This window comes from Microcoleus sp. Z1_B2 (genome assembly GCF_036700325.1).
Taxonomy (GTDB): Bacteria; Cyanobacteriota; Cyanobacteriia; order Cyanobacteriales; family Microcoleaceae; genus Microcoleus.
This window is the reverse complement of record NZ_JAUBOQ010000039.1, coordinates 1-15,044: the sequence shown is the minus strand read 5'-3', so window position 1 is coordinate 15,044 and position 15,044 is coordinate 1. Positions and strand designations below refer to the sequence as shown.

Here is a 15,044-nt window from a genome sequence, read left to right as displayed (position 1 = left end):
CCGGGTTTCGGGGATAAATCTGAGGTTTGACGACCACACCTCCAGCCAGAAACCGGGTTTCTAACTTTGGGATCCCAGCTTGCTCAAAAAAAACAGGCGGGTAGTCGGGGCAGTTGTCGCTGTGCAGCAACGGATGCAGAACGGCTAATTTGAAACCGGAAGCTGTGTAGATCGCCGATCGCCACAGTTCTGACAGCTACAAGGTAGGATTGTCAGGAAAGCGTTCTATTAAAATCTATGCGTAAATGGGGATTTCTGCTACTAGCAAGTGTGTTGTTTGTGGCACCGTTGGCATCTTGTAGGGATCGATCGGCACAAACCGGACAAACAACAGCAACAACTGCAGCAGGCGGCAACTCGCAACAAGGTTCCAGCCGGATAGATACAATTATCAGCCGGGGCAAACTGATTTGTGGCATCAGTGGCGAACTGCCGGGTTTTAGCTTTGTAGACGAAAAAGGCAAATATTCGGGACTGGATGTGGATGTGTGCAGGGCTGTGGCGGCGGCAATATTTGACGATCCCGAAAAAGTCGAGTACCGAAAGCTCAATGCTAAAGATAGATTTACAGTTTTGCAGGCGGGAGAAATCGACATTCTCAGCCGAAATACCACCTACACCGCGAGTCGCGACAGCACTACCGGACTGGAATTTGCCCCGGTGATCTTTTATGACTCTCAAAGCATCATGGTCAAAAAAGACAGCGGCATCAAAAGTTTAAAAGATTTTGCGGGCAAATCTATCTGCGTGCAGACAGGTACGAGCACCGAACAAAATTTGTCCGACCAAATGCGAAAATTAGGAATTAAATACACTCCTGTGGTGTTTGAAGATGTGAATGCTACCTTTGCTACCTATCAAGAAGGTCGCTGTCAAGGTGTTACTGCCGATCGATCGCAACTTGTTTCTAAGCGGACAACTCTGCCGAATTCCGAGAATAATGTTGTTTTGCCGATCGTGATGTCAAAAGAACCATTAGCCCCAGCGGTGAAAAGCGGCGATCCTAAATGGGCTGATGCGGTGAGATGGATCGTTTTCGCGGCGATTGAAGCTGAAGATTTGGGAATTAATTCAGGAAATGTAGACCAAATTGTGGCAAGCACTACAGACCCGAACATCAAACGTTTGCTAGGAACAGAAGGAGATTTAGGTAAAGGTTTCGGACTCCCGAACGACTACGCCGTCCGCGTTGTGAAGAAAGTGGGGAATTACGGGGAAATGTACGATCGCAACCTCGGCCCCAAAAGTACACTCAAGTTAGAACGGGGTCAAAACAGACTCTGGAAAGATGGCGGTTTGCTTTACTCGCCGCCATTCCGCTAGTAAAGCTATGTAGGGTGCGTGACGGTAAAAATCCCCATCGCCAATCAAGTAACTATCAAGTCACGCACCAAAGCTATGTAGAGTGCGTGACTTGAAAAATCCCGCTCGCCAATCGAGTAACTATCAAGTCATATCAAATCCGGTAGCATCGGAATAATTCATCTCTGTATTCTCTCCCTCTGCGTTCTCTGCGCCCTCTGCGGTTAAATAATTCCGATGCAACCGGAAACGATATCACGCACCAAAGCTCAATCTCGCCTGGATTTGCCAGCAGATTTATCAAATATAATTTAAGTTATGAACCCAGAACCTCCACCGGGCAAAGCCCAGAGATTTCCCAATTTTAAAGATATATCAAAACTGCTGCGGGACGATCGCTTCTGGAAAATAGCCGTACAGGCGATCGCCCTAATTTTAGTAATAGTTGTTATCGCCATTCTCGCGGACAATCTGGGCGCCAATTACTCGCAACTGGGGATTGCATTTGGATTTGACTTTCTCAATTCCCAAGCATCCTTTGACATCGGCGAAAGCGTGATTCCCTACAGTCCCGAAAATAGTTACAGACAAGCTTATTTTGTCGGTTTAATTAATTCGCTGCGGGTGATGGGTCTCGGCATTATTTTCGCAACAGTTGCGGGTTTGACTGTAGGAATTGCGCGCCTTTCCGACAATTGGCTGCTGCGGAGTTTGGCTGGTTTGTACGTAGAAATTTTGCGAAATACGCCGTTATTGCTGCAATTATTTTTCTGGTATTTTGCCGTTTTCATTTCCCTGCCAAAACTCGAAGACAATCAGCAGATGAGGGGGCCGATTTACTTGACAAATCGCGGCATTGCTGTACCAACAGCGGTGGCTTTGCCGGGTTTTGAGATTTGGTTGATTTTGCTAACTGTCGGAGTTTTGGCTGCCGCTGGGCTGTGGATGTGGCGGGCGCGGGTGATGTTGGAAGAAGCTAAGCCGGGAAGACAGTTGTTTTGGGCTCTAGGTGCGATCGGGCTAAGTGCAATCTTAGCTTGGATTATCACCAAAAATCTGCCTTTTCGTCTAGATGTTCCGCGCCTGACACCAACATTGCAACTCGAAGGAGGATTAAAATTCACTCCAGAATTTGCTGCCTTGGTGACAGGACTCAGCTTGTATACTGGCAGTTACATTGCAGAAATTGTGCGGGCCGGAATTCAGTCAGTATCGAAAGGCCAGTGGGAAGCGGGAAAGTCTTTGGGGCTGAAGTCTGGAACAATGATGCGGATGGTAATTTTACCGCAAGCTTTGCGGGTGATTGTGCCGCCTTTAACCAGTCAGTATCTGAATTTAGCTAAGAATTCGAGTTTAGCGGTTGCGGTTGCTTATCCCGACGTTTATTTTGTGGTGGGATCTCCGACGTTGAATCAGACCGGTCGGGCGATCGAAGCAATGTTAATTATCATGGTAACATATCTAACAATTAGTTTGATAGTTTCTCTGTTCATGAATTGGTACAATAAAACTGTACAAATCAAGGAAAGGTAAATAGTTGAAATTTAATCTATTTTAATTGGAATCAAAGGAGAGCGCGTTAAATGGCGTACAGTGACTTTAGCTGAGACCGAGTAACGAAAACTTGTGAATTGACGACTAAACAATAATAAAAATAACCAACAACAACTATCTTTTTTTTGCTAGTATCAAACTTGAGGAACATCAAATGACACAAGAATTAATTGCTCTTAGAAAAAGCATAGTGGAAGGAAGGTATACGGATGCTTTGGCAATAGTCGATGAGTTAGATGGAATGAGCAAACAGGCAATTTTGCGACAAATCCAATCTTTTTTAAATGTTTTGCTGATTCACTTGATTAAAAATCAAGTTGAACAGCGATTAACTGGTTCTTGGGCTAGTTCGATTCGCAATTCAATCAGAGAAATTAAGAAGGCAAATATTAAAGATAATAAAACATCTTATTACATCAATTCTGATGAATGGGAGAGTTTTATAGAGGAGGAGGTGATTGAGGATGCGATTGCAGAGGCGGCGGAGGAAGTATTGAATGGTATTTATAGTCAATTTCAACTTGCAGAGATGATGGATAGAAACCTGATTATTCAGACTGCTGTGAGGTTATTGAACTTGACTTATATCCATTCCGCCAAAGATTTACCCGCAGTGTTAGCCCAGCATTTAAGTCAGTTACCAGGTGGAGAAGATTGGATAAATCGGCGAAAATAAGTAGGATTTTTTTTAGCCTTGGCGATTGGAAATCGCGTCTCCACAAACAAAACCCGCCTACGCGGGTTAATAAAATATAGGATTGAAAACCGCTAGATGGAAACTCTCCCCATATTACCGCCCCCAGCCACCGAATCGCCTACCCCTTGGAATTGGGCGCGCAAAAATTTATTTAGTACCTGGTACAACAGCATTCTGACAGTAGTTTGCCTAATTATCGCCTTCCAAACTATTAAAGGAATTATCGTTTGGGCAACAACAAAAGCTCAATGGCGCGTATTAGAAGCCAACTTGCCACTATTTTTCGCAGGAAGATTTCCCCGCGAATCGTACTGGCGGCTGTGGATAGTAACGGCCATAATTGCCTTGTTGGGAGGATTAACTTGGGGAAACATTCAGCGGCAAGAACGTCTTTGGAATCCGCCTTTACTAATTATACTTGGTGCTGCAGTTGTGGGTGCTGTCATTTCGCCGATCGACCTAACCTCTCGTTTTTACCTGCTAGCCAATATTATTGTAGCGGCTGCTAGCTATTGGACGGGGAGACAAATTAACCCTAAAATAATGAGTTGGATACCTGCAATGTGGGCTCTTTCCTTCCCCATAATTTTGTGGCTAATTAAAGGCGGGTTGGGTTTGACAGAAGTGTCAACAAATGATTGGGGCGGTTTAGTGCTGACGCTCTTTTTAGCAGTTATTAGTATTGTGCTTTCCTTTCCTTTGGGAGTATTGCTAGCACTCGGCAGACAAAGTTCTTTGCCCGTTGTGAGACTGTTATCAACATTATATATTGAAATTATTCGCGGTTTACCCTTAATTGGCATTTTGTTTTTAGGTCAAGTGATGCTGCAACTCTTCTTGCCGCCCGAATATCCGAAATTAGATAGAGTAATTAGAGCCATTGCTGGATTAACCTTATTTAGTGCGGCATACTTGGCGGAAAACGTGCGCGGTGGCTTGCAGGCCGTGCCCAGGGGACAAATAGAAGCAGCTAGGTCGATCGGACTCAATACACCCCTACTCACAATTCTCATTGTACTGCCTCAAGCACTGCGAATAGTCATTCCGGCGATCGGCGGTCAATTCATCGGATTATTTATGGATACTTCCCTGCTATCTCTATTCGGAATGTTAGAATTAATCGGAATATCCCGCGCAGTTTTAGCAAATCCATCCTATATCGGCAGATACGCCGAAGTTTACATATTCGTCGGCATCATTTATTGGATATTTTGCTACTCAATCTCCCTAGCAAGCCGCAAAATAGAACGAACTTTAGAAAAAAGTCATTAGTCCGCAGTCTGTAGGGGCGGGTTCACCAACAAAATATAACTCCCAACCCAAATATATATAAACCCGCCCCCTCCCAACCCAAATATATATAAACCCCCCTCCGCTGAAGTAGTCAACAGTCATCAGGCAATAATTATCCGTCATTATTTAAAGGACAAACTATGCAAACTAAACCCACAACCCCAGAACAGGTAATCGTAGCAGAAAACGTCCACAAATGGTACGGACAATTTCACGTACTGCGCGGCGTCAGCATGACCGTAAACCGGGGCGAAGTCGTGGTCGTGATGGGGCCATCTGGTTCGGGAAAATCGACGTTTATTCGCACATTCAACGCATTAGAAGAATACCAACAAGGTAAAATTACGATCGACGGAATCGAACTTTCCCACGACTTACGCAACATTGAGACAATTCGCAGCGAAGTAGGAATGGTGTTTCAGCAATTCAACCTATTTCCCCACTTATCAGTCTTGGAAAATGTCATGCTAGCGCCAGTATGGGTGCGCCGCTGGCCAAAGAAAAAAGCCGAAGAAGTGGCAATGCAACTCTTAGAAAGAGTGGGCATTTTGGAAGAAGCAAAAAAATATCCCGGACAGTTGTCTGGAGGACAGCAGCAGCGGGTCGCTATTGCACGTTCTCTAGCAATGCAGCCTAAAATCATGCTGTTTGATGAACCGACATCAGCATTAGACCCGGAGATGGTGCGGGAAGTTTTAGATGTAATGCGAAATTTGGCTCAAACAGGAATTACAATGGTGGTGGTGACTCACGAAGTTGGGTTTGCGCGCGAAGTTGCCGATCGCATTGTATTGATGGATGGCGGTGTTTTAGTGGAAGAAGCCCAACCAGAAGAGTTTTTTCAGAACCCGAAGGAAGAACGCACCCGCAAGTTTTTATCTCAGATACTGTAACAGATTTTCAAGTGTAGTCGGTGGGTTTGGCGACGGTCGCAGCCGTCAAAATAGACATAATTAAGGTAAAATAAAAGAGTGTACAATCAGTCTCTATTTTGCTGAGATAGCTTGCAATGCCATCCACAAAAACTCTGCCGTTAGTTAAAGACTCGGAACGCCTAGAAAGTCGCCTCAAAGAAATCCCGGCGGTTCCTGGTGTATATTTAATGCGAGACGAGAGCGATCGCATCCTTTACATCGGCAAATCCAAAAAACTCCGAAACCGCGTCCGTTCCTACTTCCGCGAAAGCCAAAATCTCAGTCCCCGCATCGCGATGATGGTGCAGCAAGTGCGCGAAATAGAATTCATCGCCACCGATACAGAAGCGGAAGCTTTAGCATTAGAAGCAAACCTCGTAAAACAGCACCAACCTTACTTTAATGTACTCCTCAAAGATGATAAAAAATATCCTTATTTGTGCATCACTTGGTCGGAGGAATACCCGCGCATTTTTATCACCCGCAAACGCCGCGCCGGTAGTGCAAAAGACCGCTACTACGGCCCCTACGTCGATACAGGGGCACTGAGGAGTACGCTGCATTTAATTAAGCGAATTTTCCCCCTGCGGCAGCGCCCTCAACCGCTATTTAAAGACCGTCCTTGTTTGAACTACGACATCGGGCGCTGCGTTGGCGTTTGTCAAGGGTTAACTTCGCCTGAAGAATACCGGAAAATAATCCAAAAAGTAGCGATGATTTTCCAGGGAAGAACTCAGGAATTGCTCGACTTGTTAGCGCCGCAAATGGAACAAGCTGCCGAAGATTTAAACTTTGAAACGGCGGCGCGCATTCGCGATCAAATTAAGGGTTTGCAGTCTTTGAGTGCGGGTCAAAAAGTGTCTTTGCCCGACGATACGGTTTCCAGAGATGCGATCGCACTTGCGGCCGACACCCAGCACGCTTGCGTCCAATTGTTCCAAATTCGCGCCGGTCAACTGGTCGGAAGATTGGGATTTATGGCGGAAATACCCTCCCAACCCAGGGCGGGTACGGGGGCACCGCCCCTACAAGCGGGGGGGCAAGAGTTATCTCAATCTCTTGTAAAAGATGGGCAAGAGTTATCTGAACTTTCTCTTTCCTCCCCCCCTTGGCAAGGGGGGGAACGAGGGGGGGTAGAGGCCGGAGCGATTTTACAGCGGGTGTTGGAAGAACACTATCAAAATGTTGAATCCGTAGAAATTCCCAGCGAAATTTCTGTGCAGTATGAATTGCCAGAAGCGGAAATATTAGCAGATTGGTTGAGCAACCGTAAGGGGCGAAAAGTTACCATTTTGACTCCGCAGCGGCAAACTAAGGCTGAGTTGATTGAGATGGTGGAACGCAATGCTGAGTATGAATTGGCGAGAATGCAAAGATTGAGCGATCGCAATTCTCAAGCAATGGAAGATTTAGCAGAAATTCTCGATTTGCCAGAAGTTCCTCGCCGCATTGAAGGTTACGATATTTCTCACATTCAAGGTTCTGACGCCGTAGCTTCCCGCGTGGTATTTATTGACGGTTTGCCCGCCAATCAACACTACCGCCATTACAAAATTAAAAATCCTGAAATTAAATCGGGTCATTCTGATGATTTTGCTAGTTTAGCAGAAGTTATCGGTCGCCGATTCCGAGGATTGAAGGAAGAAGAAAGTTCGGCAACGGATTTTATAACGGATAGAACGAATAAGGAAGAAGAATTTAGCGATTTAGGAAAATCGAAAAAAATCAGCAATTTATCCTCCGTTTCTCGTACTATCTCGGACAAACCCGACTTAATTATGATAGATGGCGGCAAAGGTCAACTGTCAGCAGTTGTGGCTGTTTTGCGGGAGATGAATTTGCTAGAAGAGTTGCGCGTTGTCAGTTTGGCAAAGCAGCGAGAGGAGATATTTTTGCCGGGGGAATCTTTGCCGCTGCCAACTAATTCTGAGCAGCCGGGGGTACAATTATTGCGCCGGGTGCGGGATGAGGCGCACAGGTTTGCTGTGAGTTTTCACCGCGATCGCAGAAGCGAGAGAATGAAGCGATCGCGCCTTGATGAAATTCCCGGATTGGGACACCACCGACAAAAACAATTGTTGGCACATTTTCGGTCGATCGACTATCTCCGTTTAGCGACTCCCGAACAGTTGGCAGAAGTTTCTGGGATTGGGCCGCGTCTGGCGCAGCAAGTTTACGATTATTTCCATCCGTAAAGCCTTACCCAGCATCGGAGACGGGGATTTTTGGGTTGAGGGGGCGATCGGGCAGCAAGTCCCGATTCAGCCACTGTGAGGGAGGTATTCAAAAATTTTGCACAGGCCTATTGCAATCCCCAGAGACTTGTGGTATGTTTAGTTTCTGTGCGCGGGCATAGTTTAGTGGTAAAACTTTAGCCTTCCAAGCTAACTATGCGGGTTCGATTCCCGCTGCCCGCTTGCGTCTATAAAAACCTAGAACCCTTGAGAAATCAAGGGTTTTGGCGTTTCTAGGGCTTAGCCTCTATGGTTGCACAAGGCGTTTTGGAGACAATTTGGAGACAATTTGGAGACAAAGACGGGCTGTTTGGAGACAAATTGGAGACAAATTGGAGACAATTTTGGAGACAATTTTGGAGACAATCAAGTCCCTGTGTGTGCCAATATGTCCAAAACTGCCTTCATATCATCCATGTCAGCCTTCGACCTTTCGCGCTGCGCTCTCAACTGGTTGAGCAAGTCGGCTGGCTCTGGAAAATCTGCGACGGTCGGAGCCAAGTTTTTATTTGCTTCTCGATCGCGCTGCACTTCCTTGAGCTCTTGCTCCAACATCTGAACCTTCAGCCCTAAATCGCCGTTGCGCTCGTGTAACTGATTCAGTTCTTTATCCCATTCTGCAAGCTGCTTGTTGGCCGCTTTCAATTCCTGCCTGAGTGATTCATCGTTGCCGTCACTCAGGCACTCAATTTTCCCAAGCGTTCTTCAATCCCTGCTAACTTAGCCGCTAGCAGAGTGTCTAGTTTATTGTCTAGCAGTTTGTCTAGCACTGGTTCGATGTCCGAAATTTCGGACACTTGTGTTTGAGGTTGGGTTAGCGGCGCCGCTATTGCTTGGTTGGCCGCTTGCTCTAAAGTTCGCACTACCCAAGCATTGACGCTCAAACCCTCTGCGGCTGCGACATCTTTAATGGTTTCGAGCAAGTCTCGGCGGCCGTCCAATCTCAAGTTAAGCTGGCATCTGTCTGTCATGTCTAGTACCTGTCTAGTGATTGTCTAGTTAGATACTAGCACCTTGTCTAGTCATTATCTAGTAATTGTCTAGTTAGATGCTAGCACCTGTCTAGTAGTCGTCTAGTGATTGTCTAGTTAGATGCTAGTACCTGTCTAGTAGTCGTCTAGTTGGTTAGCACCGAGTTGTTCCAGACGTTCTTCAATGACAGTTATTCGTTGAATTAGTGGGGCAATGCGATCGGATATCAGTAGGTCTACACTTTTGGCGGTCACTGTAGACACGAGGCTTGTGTCACTCTCTGTAGCCACCGCTGTAGACGTGCCTGAGACTTCCTTGAGAATGCGTTGTGCAGCTTGACTTACTGACTCACCCTCTAGTCTCTGAGCTTCTATCCAGTTCAGAAAGTGACCGGAAGCCCTGAACGATACGACTTGACTTTGACTCATTGTAGACACCTGTATACAGTATTTGTCTACAATAAATGATGTCTGTCTACACTGTCAACATTTTGTCTACAAGGCTAGTAGACATAAAGCCTACTAGCAGCGGTTTTTGGCTCAAACCAGACTTAAAGCTTCATCAGGTCAGAAGGTTCAAACTCGAATTGCCGAACGTTTCTGACAGGCTTATCGAACCTGACCAAGTAGCTAGTGCTACCACGGCTGCTGTAGATATTGTCCACGACCTCGCCTCGTGCTCCTTGATAGAGACCGCCGACATCCTTGACCACAACCCGATCGCCTATCTCAAAAGTTCTAGGCTTCTTGGCAGAGGTTGCTGTAGATTTAGCGGTTTCTGTAGTACAGCTCATCATTAATGTTTCTGAGTTTTCTAAAGATGCCGATTTTGTGTCCACAGTGTCCACACTTGCACTCAAAGTGTTGTCTAGTAAGGGTTTAAATGTGTGGACACTGGTGTCCACAGTGAGCCCACACTTGTCCACACTTTTGTCGTTATCTGCCTCTTTAAGTGTGGACACTGTGGACACCGTGAATAGGGAAGTGTGGACACGTGTATCGCTTTCTGCGTCATGGTTTGACGCTACTGTGGACACTGTGGACTGTGGACACAGGGTAAATGAAATTCTTTGACCTTTTGTTGTAGTCTCCCCATACTTCATCTCGACCAACTCTGCAAACCATTCTTGAATTTGCTGCTTGCTAGGTCGATGTTTGGCATTGAAAGCTAGGGTGACATCCCGTGCAGAAACTGTCCCACCCTTGGCTTCTGCCAGAGCGAGAATTTTTACTAAATTAGGGGCCAGTGCAGTTCGATCGGAGAATTCTGTGTAGAGCACGTCAATCTGGTTTGCGGTGAAAACCACAAATTTAACTGCTGCTCGCACAATACTTTTTGGGATGCGGGGCGTGACGGGTTGGTCGTTAAAAATACAGTTGAGTGTGTGAAGGACTCCGGCAAGCTTTCCCACTTTTTCCGGCGCCTTGCCAATCATCGCCCGTTTACCTTGCATAGGTTCTGCAACCCGCTTATCCTCTGCCTTGTTGTAAAACTCTGTAAAGTAGCGTTTGGCGTCGGGTTCTAGCTCTAGTTTTAGTGCTGGCAGTGCATCAATCTTTTGGTAAAGACTGCTAAGTATTGGAGTTAGATCAAAGCTTCCGCTGTCCTCTAGGGATAATTTCGATGCAGCCAGCGGTTGAATCACAAAATCGAACCGAGCAAACTTTCCGTTAGAGTCGCTGCAATCTTTGAGTAAGCTTGCGAGCACGTCGGGCTGAATTGTCCCGAACACTGACAGTAACAACCCGTCTAGGTCGGCTTTAACTCCCGACGCTCTTAGAACTGTGCTGCCTGTGCCGTTCCAAAATTCGAGTAAATCTTCATCGTCGGAACCTTTGCCACCCCGATACTGGTTTGCAGACTTAAACAGCCCCGCCAGTTCATCGCACCGATACATCAGCGCCTGATCGGGATGCTCAGCTACTTGATAGAGAATCCCCTCTCCTGTGGTCTTCGAGAAAGAGTAAAGTTTTTGGCGTGGTGGTTTTGGGGCAACACCTTTATCCTCTCCTTTTGCCGCTCTCCAACTTGCTAATTCCCTCTCGTAAGCTTCTTGTGCTTTTTCAAATTCCTTCCTTGCCTGTTCCCGCAATGGCTGCATCGGGCGATCAATAATTTCCCGCATGATGGGAGATTTTTTCTGGGAGGATTCAGCAACAATGCCAGCAAAATAATTAGGAGTGACGCGGTAGTTTGTGTCATTGCGGAGTTTGATTTCGCTCCCAACTTTAAAGAGGCTGGAAATTTGGGTCAGCAGAGTTGTGAGATAACACTCCGGTTTTAGGTTCAGCATTTTTGCCAGTTTTTCGATTGGCGCCGCTAAACCCACAGGGATGATTTCAGCAATATTTATCTGAGATTTTTTTGAGTCCAGGAGCCGTGTAACCTCTGCGGCCAAATCTTCCCTGTTGACCTCTTGCTCTAACTCTTGTTCACTGTCGCGGTAAATTTTCCAGACATCAGCCGGAGCCAGCCGATAAGTCTGAGCCAGCTCTGAGATTTTGATTTGAAGCTGCGACCTTTTTAAATCGGAGTCAAGCAGTTCGTCAATTTTGACCGCTAGTTCGGAAAGGTTGGGGACTTCAAACTTTGGATGACTGACAACTTTTTGCGCTTGCCGGGGAACTTCAAAAACTTTCTTCTCTCCGATCGCCGCTGTTATGTCGCTGACCGAAAGTTTCTCGTGCGTAATCCAGTCGAAAATATCGAGCCCGCCCTTCTCTGGCAAATTTTCCCAAGCTTTACTCTCTGGGAATGGGTAAAGCCACAAAGCATCAGGGAAGTGTTCGGCAACTTTCTCTGCGTGTTCGATTCCCTTTTTGTCCCGGTCAGGGACTATGACAATCAGCTTTGCACCTTGCAAGTCTAAGGAGTCGGTAAGTGTGAATTTACCGCCCCCGCCGATATTGGTAGTCGCAGCTAGCCCAAGCTTCCACAGTAAGTCAGCGCAAGGTTCACCCTCCACAAGGTAAATCGTTTCGTTGTTTGCGATCGCCTTTCTGATTTCGGCATAGCGGTAAACCGGGATATTGGCACGGGCAACCTTGTTTAAATCCTTATCTGTACCTAGCCCGTACAGCCATTGTTTTTTATCTTTATCCCAGCGTTGCTGCTTAATTTTCTTGTTACCCTCACCGTCATCAACCCGTTCTACACGTGCCAAAGGGGAACCATTGCGATCGGGATAGTCCCAGTAGCGAATACCTTTGGGTCGGATATCTTTGGTAGTTTTTTCTTTAAGAACGTACACACCGCAGCGGCTATCAGAACTTGTGCCGTCAAAGTGCCACAGGTCAGGCTGCTGAGTTTTGGTGTGGTCGAAGTTTTGATGGCAAAGAACCATCTTCCCGTCGTGGCTAATACGGCAGTCGCGGTCTTTGGTACGTCCACAGACCGGGCAAGGATTAGACTTGCTGCTGCTGATAAGATTTCCGCGAACACTTGTAACTTGACCGCCGATCAGAGTAGAATTGTTGTACACGAAATTTAGCTCGCCCACAGCGAGTTGAATGTGGATAGATGCAAAAGCCGTTCTTTCGAGTCGCCAAAACAAGAGAGGGACGGTTTTTTGCTGTGTGTATTTGTTGATTTTTTGAGCAACTAACAAGGTTGGCGACGCGCTCGTGTCGCCTAACCCCGATTGCACATTAGAGGATTAGGGAAATACTGGCCCCAGGTTACTGTTGCTATCCGACGGCATCTCTCTCACCTGTAGGCATAAGCGCTTCCCTTAATCCCTTTTTCTCAGCCGCAGAGCCAGGTTGACTTCACTTCGGACAAGCGCGCATTCTCATTATAGGAGTCTTGCGCCTTGACACAAACCGGAAACGTAAAAAAAACGTACCGAAAACGTACCAAAACTCACTCGTCGGGTTTAAAGGTAAAAGCATTAGACGAGTGAGTCAGAACAAGGCTTTCAGCGCCGCCAAGTCAGAGGGACTATTGTCCGAAATCTCGGACGGATTTTGCCGTGCCCTGACCACCCAAAACAGCATCCCACGGCCGAGGTTGTGGTTCCCCCGGTGTTGGTGTTGTCGGCACTGCTACCCCTAGCTGAGGCAATTGCAAGTCGTTGAGGTAGTAAGCGTACTGACTGTCCTCCCCCCGTTGCGGGTAAAACTTGCCGTTAGTTTTCCAGAAGAAGTCCTTGCCTCGCAGAACAGCCAGGACTAACTCTATTTCTGACTTAGTACCAGTCAATCTTAGGGCTGCTGTTGTTGGGATGTTTGGCTGTTTAGTCATTACTTTTCCCCCTCAAACTGATTGAGCAAATTTTGCAACTTGACCTTGCCTTCTGAGAATTTACGTCCTCCCATTTTGAGGACATTCTCAACAATCCAAGTCACAGACTTACCCGCTTCCCTCGACTTACAAACTTCCAAGTATATAGGGTAATCAGGAGAGTTGTAAGGGGAAGTTGTTTCCTGTAAGTCACTGCTGTATATAGCTTCCAGCGCTTGACGGCTGGCTTCCACGTCAACGCCAGGGGAAGTCAGGATAAGTTCTACTTCCTGCTGTCTTTGTTGCTGTGAAACGTAGACGCTGGCACTGATTTCGTCCTCTACATCTGCCTTAATTGCTCTCAGTTTCAATTCCTCAATTTCTCCCTCGTCTGCTAGTTGACGGGCGATATTTCCAGCGGAAACTGCACAAGCAATTGCAGCACACAAACTGACACCTTGCAGTGCTTTGTGAGTGTCTAGCTTTTTGTCTAGTGCTGCTAGTGGAGTCAGCCAGAGGACAACAGAGGACGCACTCAAAACGAACAGTTTTAGCTGCACGGTTTACCTCCTTCAATCAATTCGTCTAAGTGTCTGTCAATTTCCTCAGATGCAGCGTCCCAGTCTATCCCCTCACCCTTGTCAACGGCTTCCCAGATTAGATTCCAGCACCAAGTTTCAAACTCATAAAAGAGGTCTGTCGGGTCAGTATTGACCAACAGGTCTAACTCTTTTTTGCGTTTAGCTCGTACAAACTCTTCTGCGCTCTCTTCCTTTTTTTGAGCTACAAAAATTTTCAGCAATTCTTGTTTGTCAACTAGCAGATACAGTTTTCCATCTACGTTTAGCTGCATAGAAACACCCCCAAACCAATCAGCAACATCGCTAAACCACCAATTAAAACAGCCTGTAAGTCAGCCACTGAAATCTTAAGCAACTTACTCAGAGAGTAATCGAGCAACCAGCTCAAACCCCACGCAATCGCAATCGCTGCTAACAAGAATGAGACGGCTTTCATCGCCATTGGATGCAGACTCGCTATCCACCCTAAAAGGGAGAAAGCGACGCATCCGGCAACGAAGTAATTTGCCAGATACATCGCTTTCATTTAGTTAGTCCCTCCCGTGAGTTTGGCTTTAATTTCATCAATCCGAGTACGGGCATCGCTGTCAGCCTTATCAATTCCTAAACCCAGTCGGGCATATCCGGGACGCAAGCTGTGCAAGTGCTTAGCCAGTCGAGTGTCTGAGCGTTTTTTACCCAGTTCATTATCAGCCACAGCACCCTCATATTTGCGGTGATGCCGGTGAACTTTAGCATCGGCTTCTTCAACTTTTGCCAGTGCTTCATAGGCGCGTTTAGACTGTTTTGCACCGTCTGTTTGGTCTTTGGCTAAATCCTTCATTGCGTCCGCTTCTTCCTTGGTAAAGTAGCGCGGTGCTGGCACAACTGGCACACTACGGATGCTGGAAAAATTACCAGGATTTAGCGGTGTGATAACGCTTGTGTCAGTGCTTGCCAAAACTTTTGATTTGTCGATTGCGTGTCCGCCGTCGTTGCTGGCAGTGAGTTTTCCAGCATCAGAATTACCACCAAACAGTCGCAGTTGTAAGCTCATATTTTTGTCCCAATTTGAATGTTGATGCGAACAGGAGAGGGAAATAAGTTCAGGGGATTGATTTGTCGCCACATAGACATTGCCAGCACAAGCAGTCCCGCCGATGCGAGTGCGAGTGCGATGAGTTGCCCAAGGTCAACCCAGTCTAAAAAGCTGGTGGAAGTCTGGCGGGTGAAACCGCACACAGGGAACGAACCGTCGTTAGTCCAATCTAGGGTGTCTACACTTTCTAGAACTGTG

15 protein-coding genes, 1 tRNA gene and 1 pseudogene are annotated in these 15,044 nt (G+C 46.7%); 7 read left to right on the top strand and 10 right to left on the bottom strand.

Annotated elements, in window-relative coordinates; genetic code table 11:
• The first annotated feature begins 237 nt into the window (after positions 1-237).
• The 7 genes from QT984_RS21440 to QT984_RS21410 all read left to right on the top strand — a co-directional run bounded on the left by QT984_RS21440 (position 238) and on the right by QT984_RS21410 (position 8,177).
• Positions 238-1,323, top strand: coding sequence for an amino acid ABC transporter substrate-binding protein (locus tag QT984_RS21440; RefSeq protein WP_333058036.1), 1,086 nt, complete (start codon positions 238-240; stop codon positions 1,321-1,323).
• Between the two features lie 297 nt (positions 1,324-1,620).
• Positions 1,621-2,835 carry an ABC transporter permease subunit gene (locus QT984_RS21435; RefSeq protein WP_333058037.1) on the top strand — a complete coding sequence of 405 codons (1,215 nt, stop codon included), beginning with the start codon at positions 1,621-1,623 and terminating at the stop codon, positions 2,833-2,835.
• A gap of 175 nt (positions 2,836-3,010) precedes the next feature.
• Positions 3,011-3,532 carry a DUF29 family protein gene (locus QT984_RS21430; protein ID WP_333058038.1) on the top strand — a complete coding sequence of 174 codons (522 nt, stop codon included), beginning with the start codon at positions 3,011-3,013 and terminating at the stop codon, positions 3,530-3,532.
• A gap of 96 nt (positions 3,533-3,628) precedes the next feature.
• Positions 3,629-4,825: an amino acid ABC transporter permease gene (locus tag QT984_RS21425; protein ID WP_333058039.1), complete on the top strand. Its 1,197-nt coding sequence runs from the start codon at positions 3,629-3,631 to the stop codon at positions 4,823-4,825.
• Between the two features lie 161 nt (positions 4,826-4,986).
• Complete coding sequence (locus QT984_RS21420) at positions 4,987-5,739, top strand: amino acid ABC transporter ATP-binding protein (RefSeq protein WP_333374894.1); 753 nt, start codon at positions 4,987-4,989, stop codon at positions 5,737-5,739.
• 116 nt (positions 5,740-5,855) lie between these two features.
• On the top strand, positions 5,856-7,955 hold the full coding sequence (gene uvrC / locus QT984_RS21415; RefSeq protein ID WP_333058042.1) for an excinuclease ABC subunit UvrC: 2,100 nt from the start codon (positions 5,856-5,858) through the stop codon (positions 7,953-7,955).
• 151 nt (positions 7,956-8,106) lie between these two features.
• A tRNA-Gly gene (locus QT984_RS21410) sits at positions 8,107-8,177 on the top strand.
• Positions 8,178-8,360: 183 nt separating this feature from the next.
• On the opposite strand, the gene QT984_RS21405 is transcribed toward QT984_RS21410, so the two are convergent.
• The 10 genes and pseudogenes from QT984_RS21405 to QT984_RS21360 form a co-directional block, all read right to left on the bottom strand.
• The gene (locus QT984_RS21405) at positions 8,361-8,639 is read right to left on the bottom strand and encodes a flagellar alpha dynein (RefSeq protein WP_333058043.1); all 279 of its coding nucleotides are present in this window, start codon (positions 8,637-8,639) and stop codon (positions 8,361-8,363) included.
• 32 nt (positions 8,640-8,671) lie between these two features.
• The gene (locus tag QT984_RS21400) at positions 8,672-8,965 is read right to left on the bottom strand and encodes a hypothetical protein (RefSeq protein WP_333058044.1); all 294 of its coding nucleotides are present in this window, start codon (positions 8,963-8,965) and stop codon (positions 8,672-8,674) included.
• Positions 8,966-9,100: 135 nt separating this feature from the next.
• Positions 9,101-9,394 carry a hypothetical protein gene (locus tag QT984_RS21395; protein WP_333058045.1) on the bottom strand — a complete coding sequence of 98 codons (294 nt, stop codon included), beginning with the start codon at positions 9,392-9,394 and terminating at the stop codon, positions 9,101-9,103.
• A gap of 122 nt (positions 9,395-9,516) precedes the next feature.
• Entirely contained in the window at positions 9,517-12,612 is a 3,096-nt protein-coding gene (locus tag QT984_RS21390) for a DUF3987 domain-containing protein (RefSeq protein WP_333058046.1), read from the bottom strand.
• Between the two features lie 293 nt (positions 12,613-12,905).
• The gene (locus QT984_RS21385; protein WP_333058047.1) at positions 12,906-13,208 is read right to left on the bottom strand and encodes a hypothetical protein; all 303 of its coding nucleotides are present in this window, start codon (positions 13,206-13,208) and stop codon (positions 12,906-12,908) included.
• Positions 13,208-13,747: a hypothetical protein gene (locus tag QT984_RS21380; protein WP_333058048.1), complete on the bottom strand. Its 540-nt coding sequence runs from the start codon at positions 13,745-13,747 to the stop codon at positions 13,208-13,210. Before QT984_RS21380 ends, QT984_RS21385 begins: the two co-directional genes overlap by 1 nt.
• Positions 13,738-14,040, bottom strand: coding sequence for a hypothetical protein (locus QT984_RS21375; RefSeq protein WP_333058049.1), 303 nt, complete (start codon positions 14,038-14,040; stop codon positions 13,738-13,740). Before QT984_RS21375 ends, QT984_RS21380 begins: the two co-directional genes overlap by 10 nt.
• Positions 14,031-14,294 carry a hypothetical protein gene (locus tag QT984_RS21370; protein ID WP_333058050.1) on the bottom strand — a complete coding sequence of 88 codons (264 nt, stop codon included), beginning with the start codon at positions 14,292-14,294 and terminating at the stop codon, positions 14,031-14,033. The genes QT984_RS21375 and QT984_RS21370 overlap by 10 nt, the downstream gene beginning before the upstream one ends.
• Positions 14,295-14,804 carry a hypothetical protein gene (locus QT984_RS21365; RefSeq protein ID WP_333314523.1) on the bottom strand — a complete coding sequence of 170 codons (510 nt, stop codon included), beginning with the start codon at positions 14,802-14,804 and terminating at the stop codon, positions 14,295-14,297.
• A pseudogene (locus QT984_RS21360) lies at positions 14,801-15,044 on the bottom strand (hypothetical protein); the annotation flags it as partial. The pseudogene QT984_RS21360 and the gene QT984_RS21365, both read right to left, overlap by 4 nt.

What these genes read in the sequence shown, in the direction of transcription:
- QT984_RS21440 (WP_333058036.1), top strand. Translation starts at nt 238, where the DNA reads ATGCGTAAATGGGGATTTCTGCTACTAGCAAGTGTGTTGTTTGTGGCA.
- QT984_RS21435 (WP_333058037.1), top strand. Translation starts at nt 1,621, where the DNA reads ATGAACCCAGAACCTCCACCGGGCAAAGCCCAGAGATTTCCCAATTTT.
- QT984_RS21430 (WP_333058038.1), top strand. Translation starts at nt 3,011, where the DNA reads ATGACACAAGAATTAATTGCTCTTAGAAAAAGCATAGTGGAAGGAAGG.
- QT984_RS21425 (WP_333058039.1), top strand. Translation starts at nt 3,629, where the DNA reads ATGGAAACTCTCCCCATATTACCGCCCCCAGCCACCGAATCGCCTACC.
- QT984_RS21420 (WP_333374894.1), top strand. Translation starts at nt 4,987, where the DNA reads ATGCAAACTAAACCCACAACCCCAGAACAGGTAATCGTAGCAGAAAAC.
- uvrC (WP_333058042.1), top strand. Translation starts at nt 5,856, where the DNA reads ATGCCATCCACAAAAACTCTGCCGTTAGTTAAAGACTCGGAACGCCTA.
- QT984_RS21400 (WP_333058044.1), bottom strand. Translation starts at nt 8,965, where the DNA reads ATGACAGACAGATGCCAGCTTAACTTGAGATTGGACGGCCGCCGAGAC.
- QT984_RS21395 (WP_333058045.1), bottom strand. Translation starts at nt 9,394, where the DNA reads ATGAGTCAAAGTCAAGTCGTATCGTTCAGGGCTTCCGGTCACTTTCTG.
- QT984_RS21385 (WP_333058047.1), bottom strand. Translation starts at nt 13,208, where the DNA reads ATGACTAAACAGCCAAACATCCCAACAACAGCAGCCCTAAGATTGACT.
- QT984_RS21375 (WP_333058049.1), bottom strand. Translation starts at nt 14,040, where the DNA reads ATGCAGCTAAACGTAGATGGAAAACTGTATCTGCTAGTTGACAAACAA.
- QT984_RS21370 (WP_333058050.1), bottom strand. Translation starts at nt 14,294, where the DNA reads ATGAAAGCGATGTATCTGGCAAATTACTTCGTTGCCGGATGCGTCGCT.
- QT984_RS21365 (WP_333314523.1), bottom strand. Translation starts at nt 14,804, where the DNA reads ATGAGCTTACAACTGCGACTGTTTGGTGGTAATTCTGATGCTGGAAAA.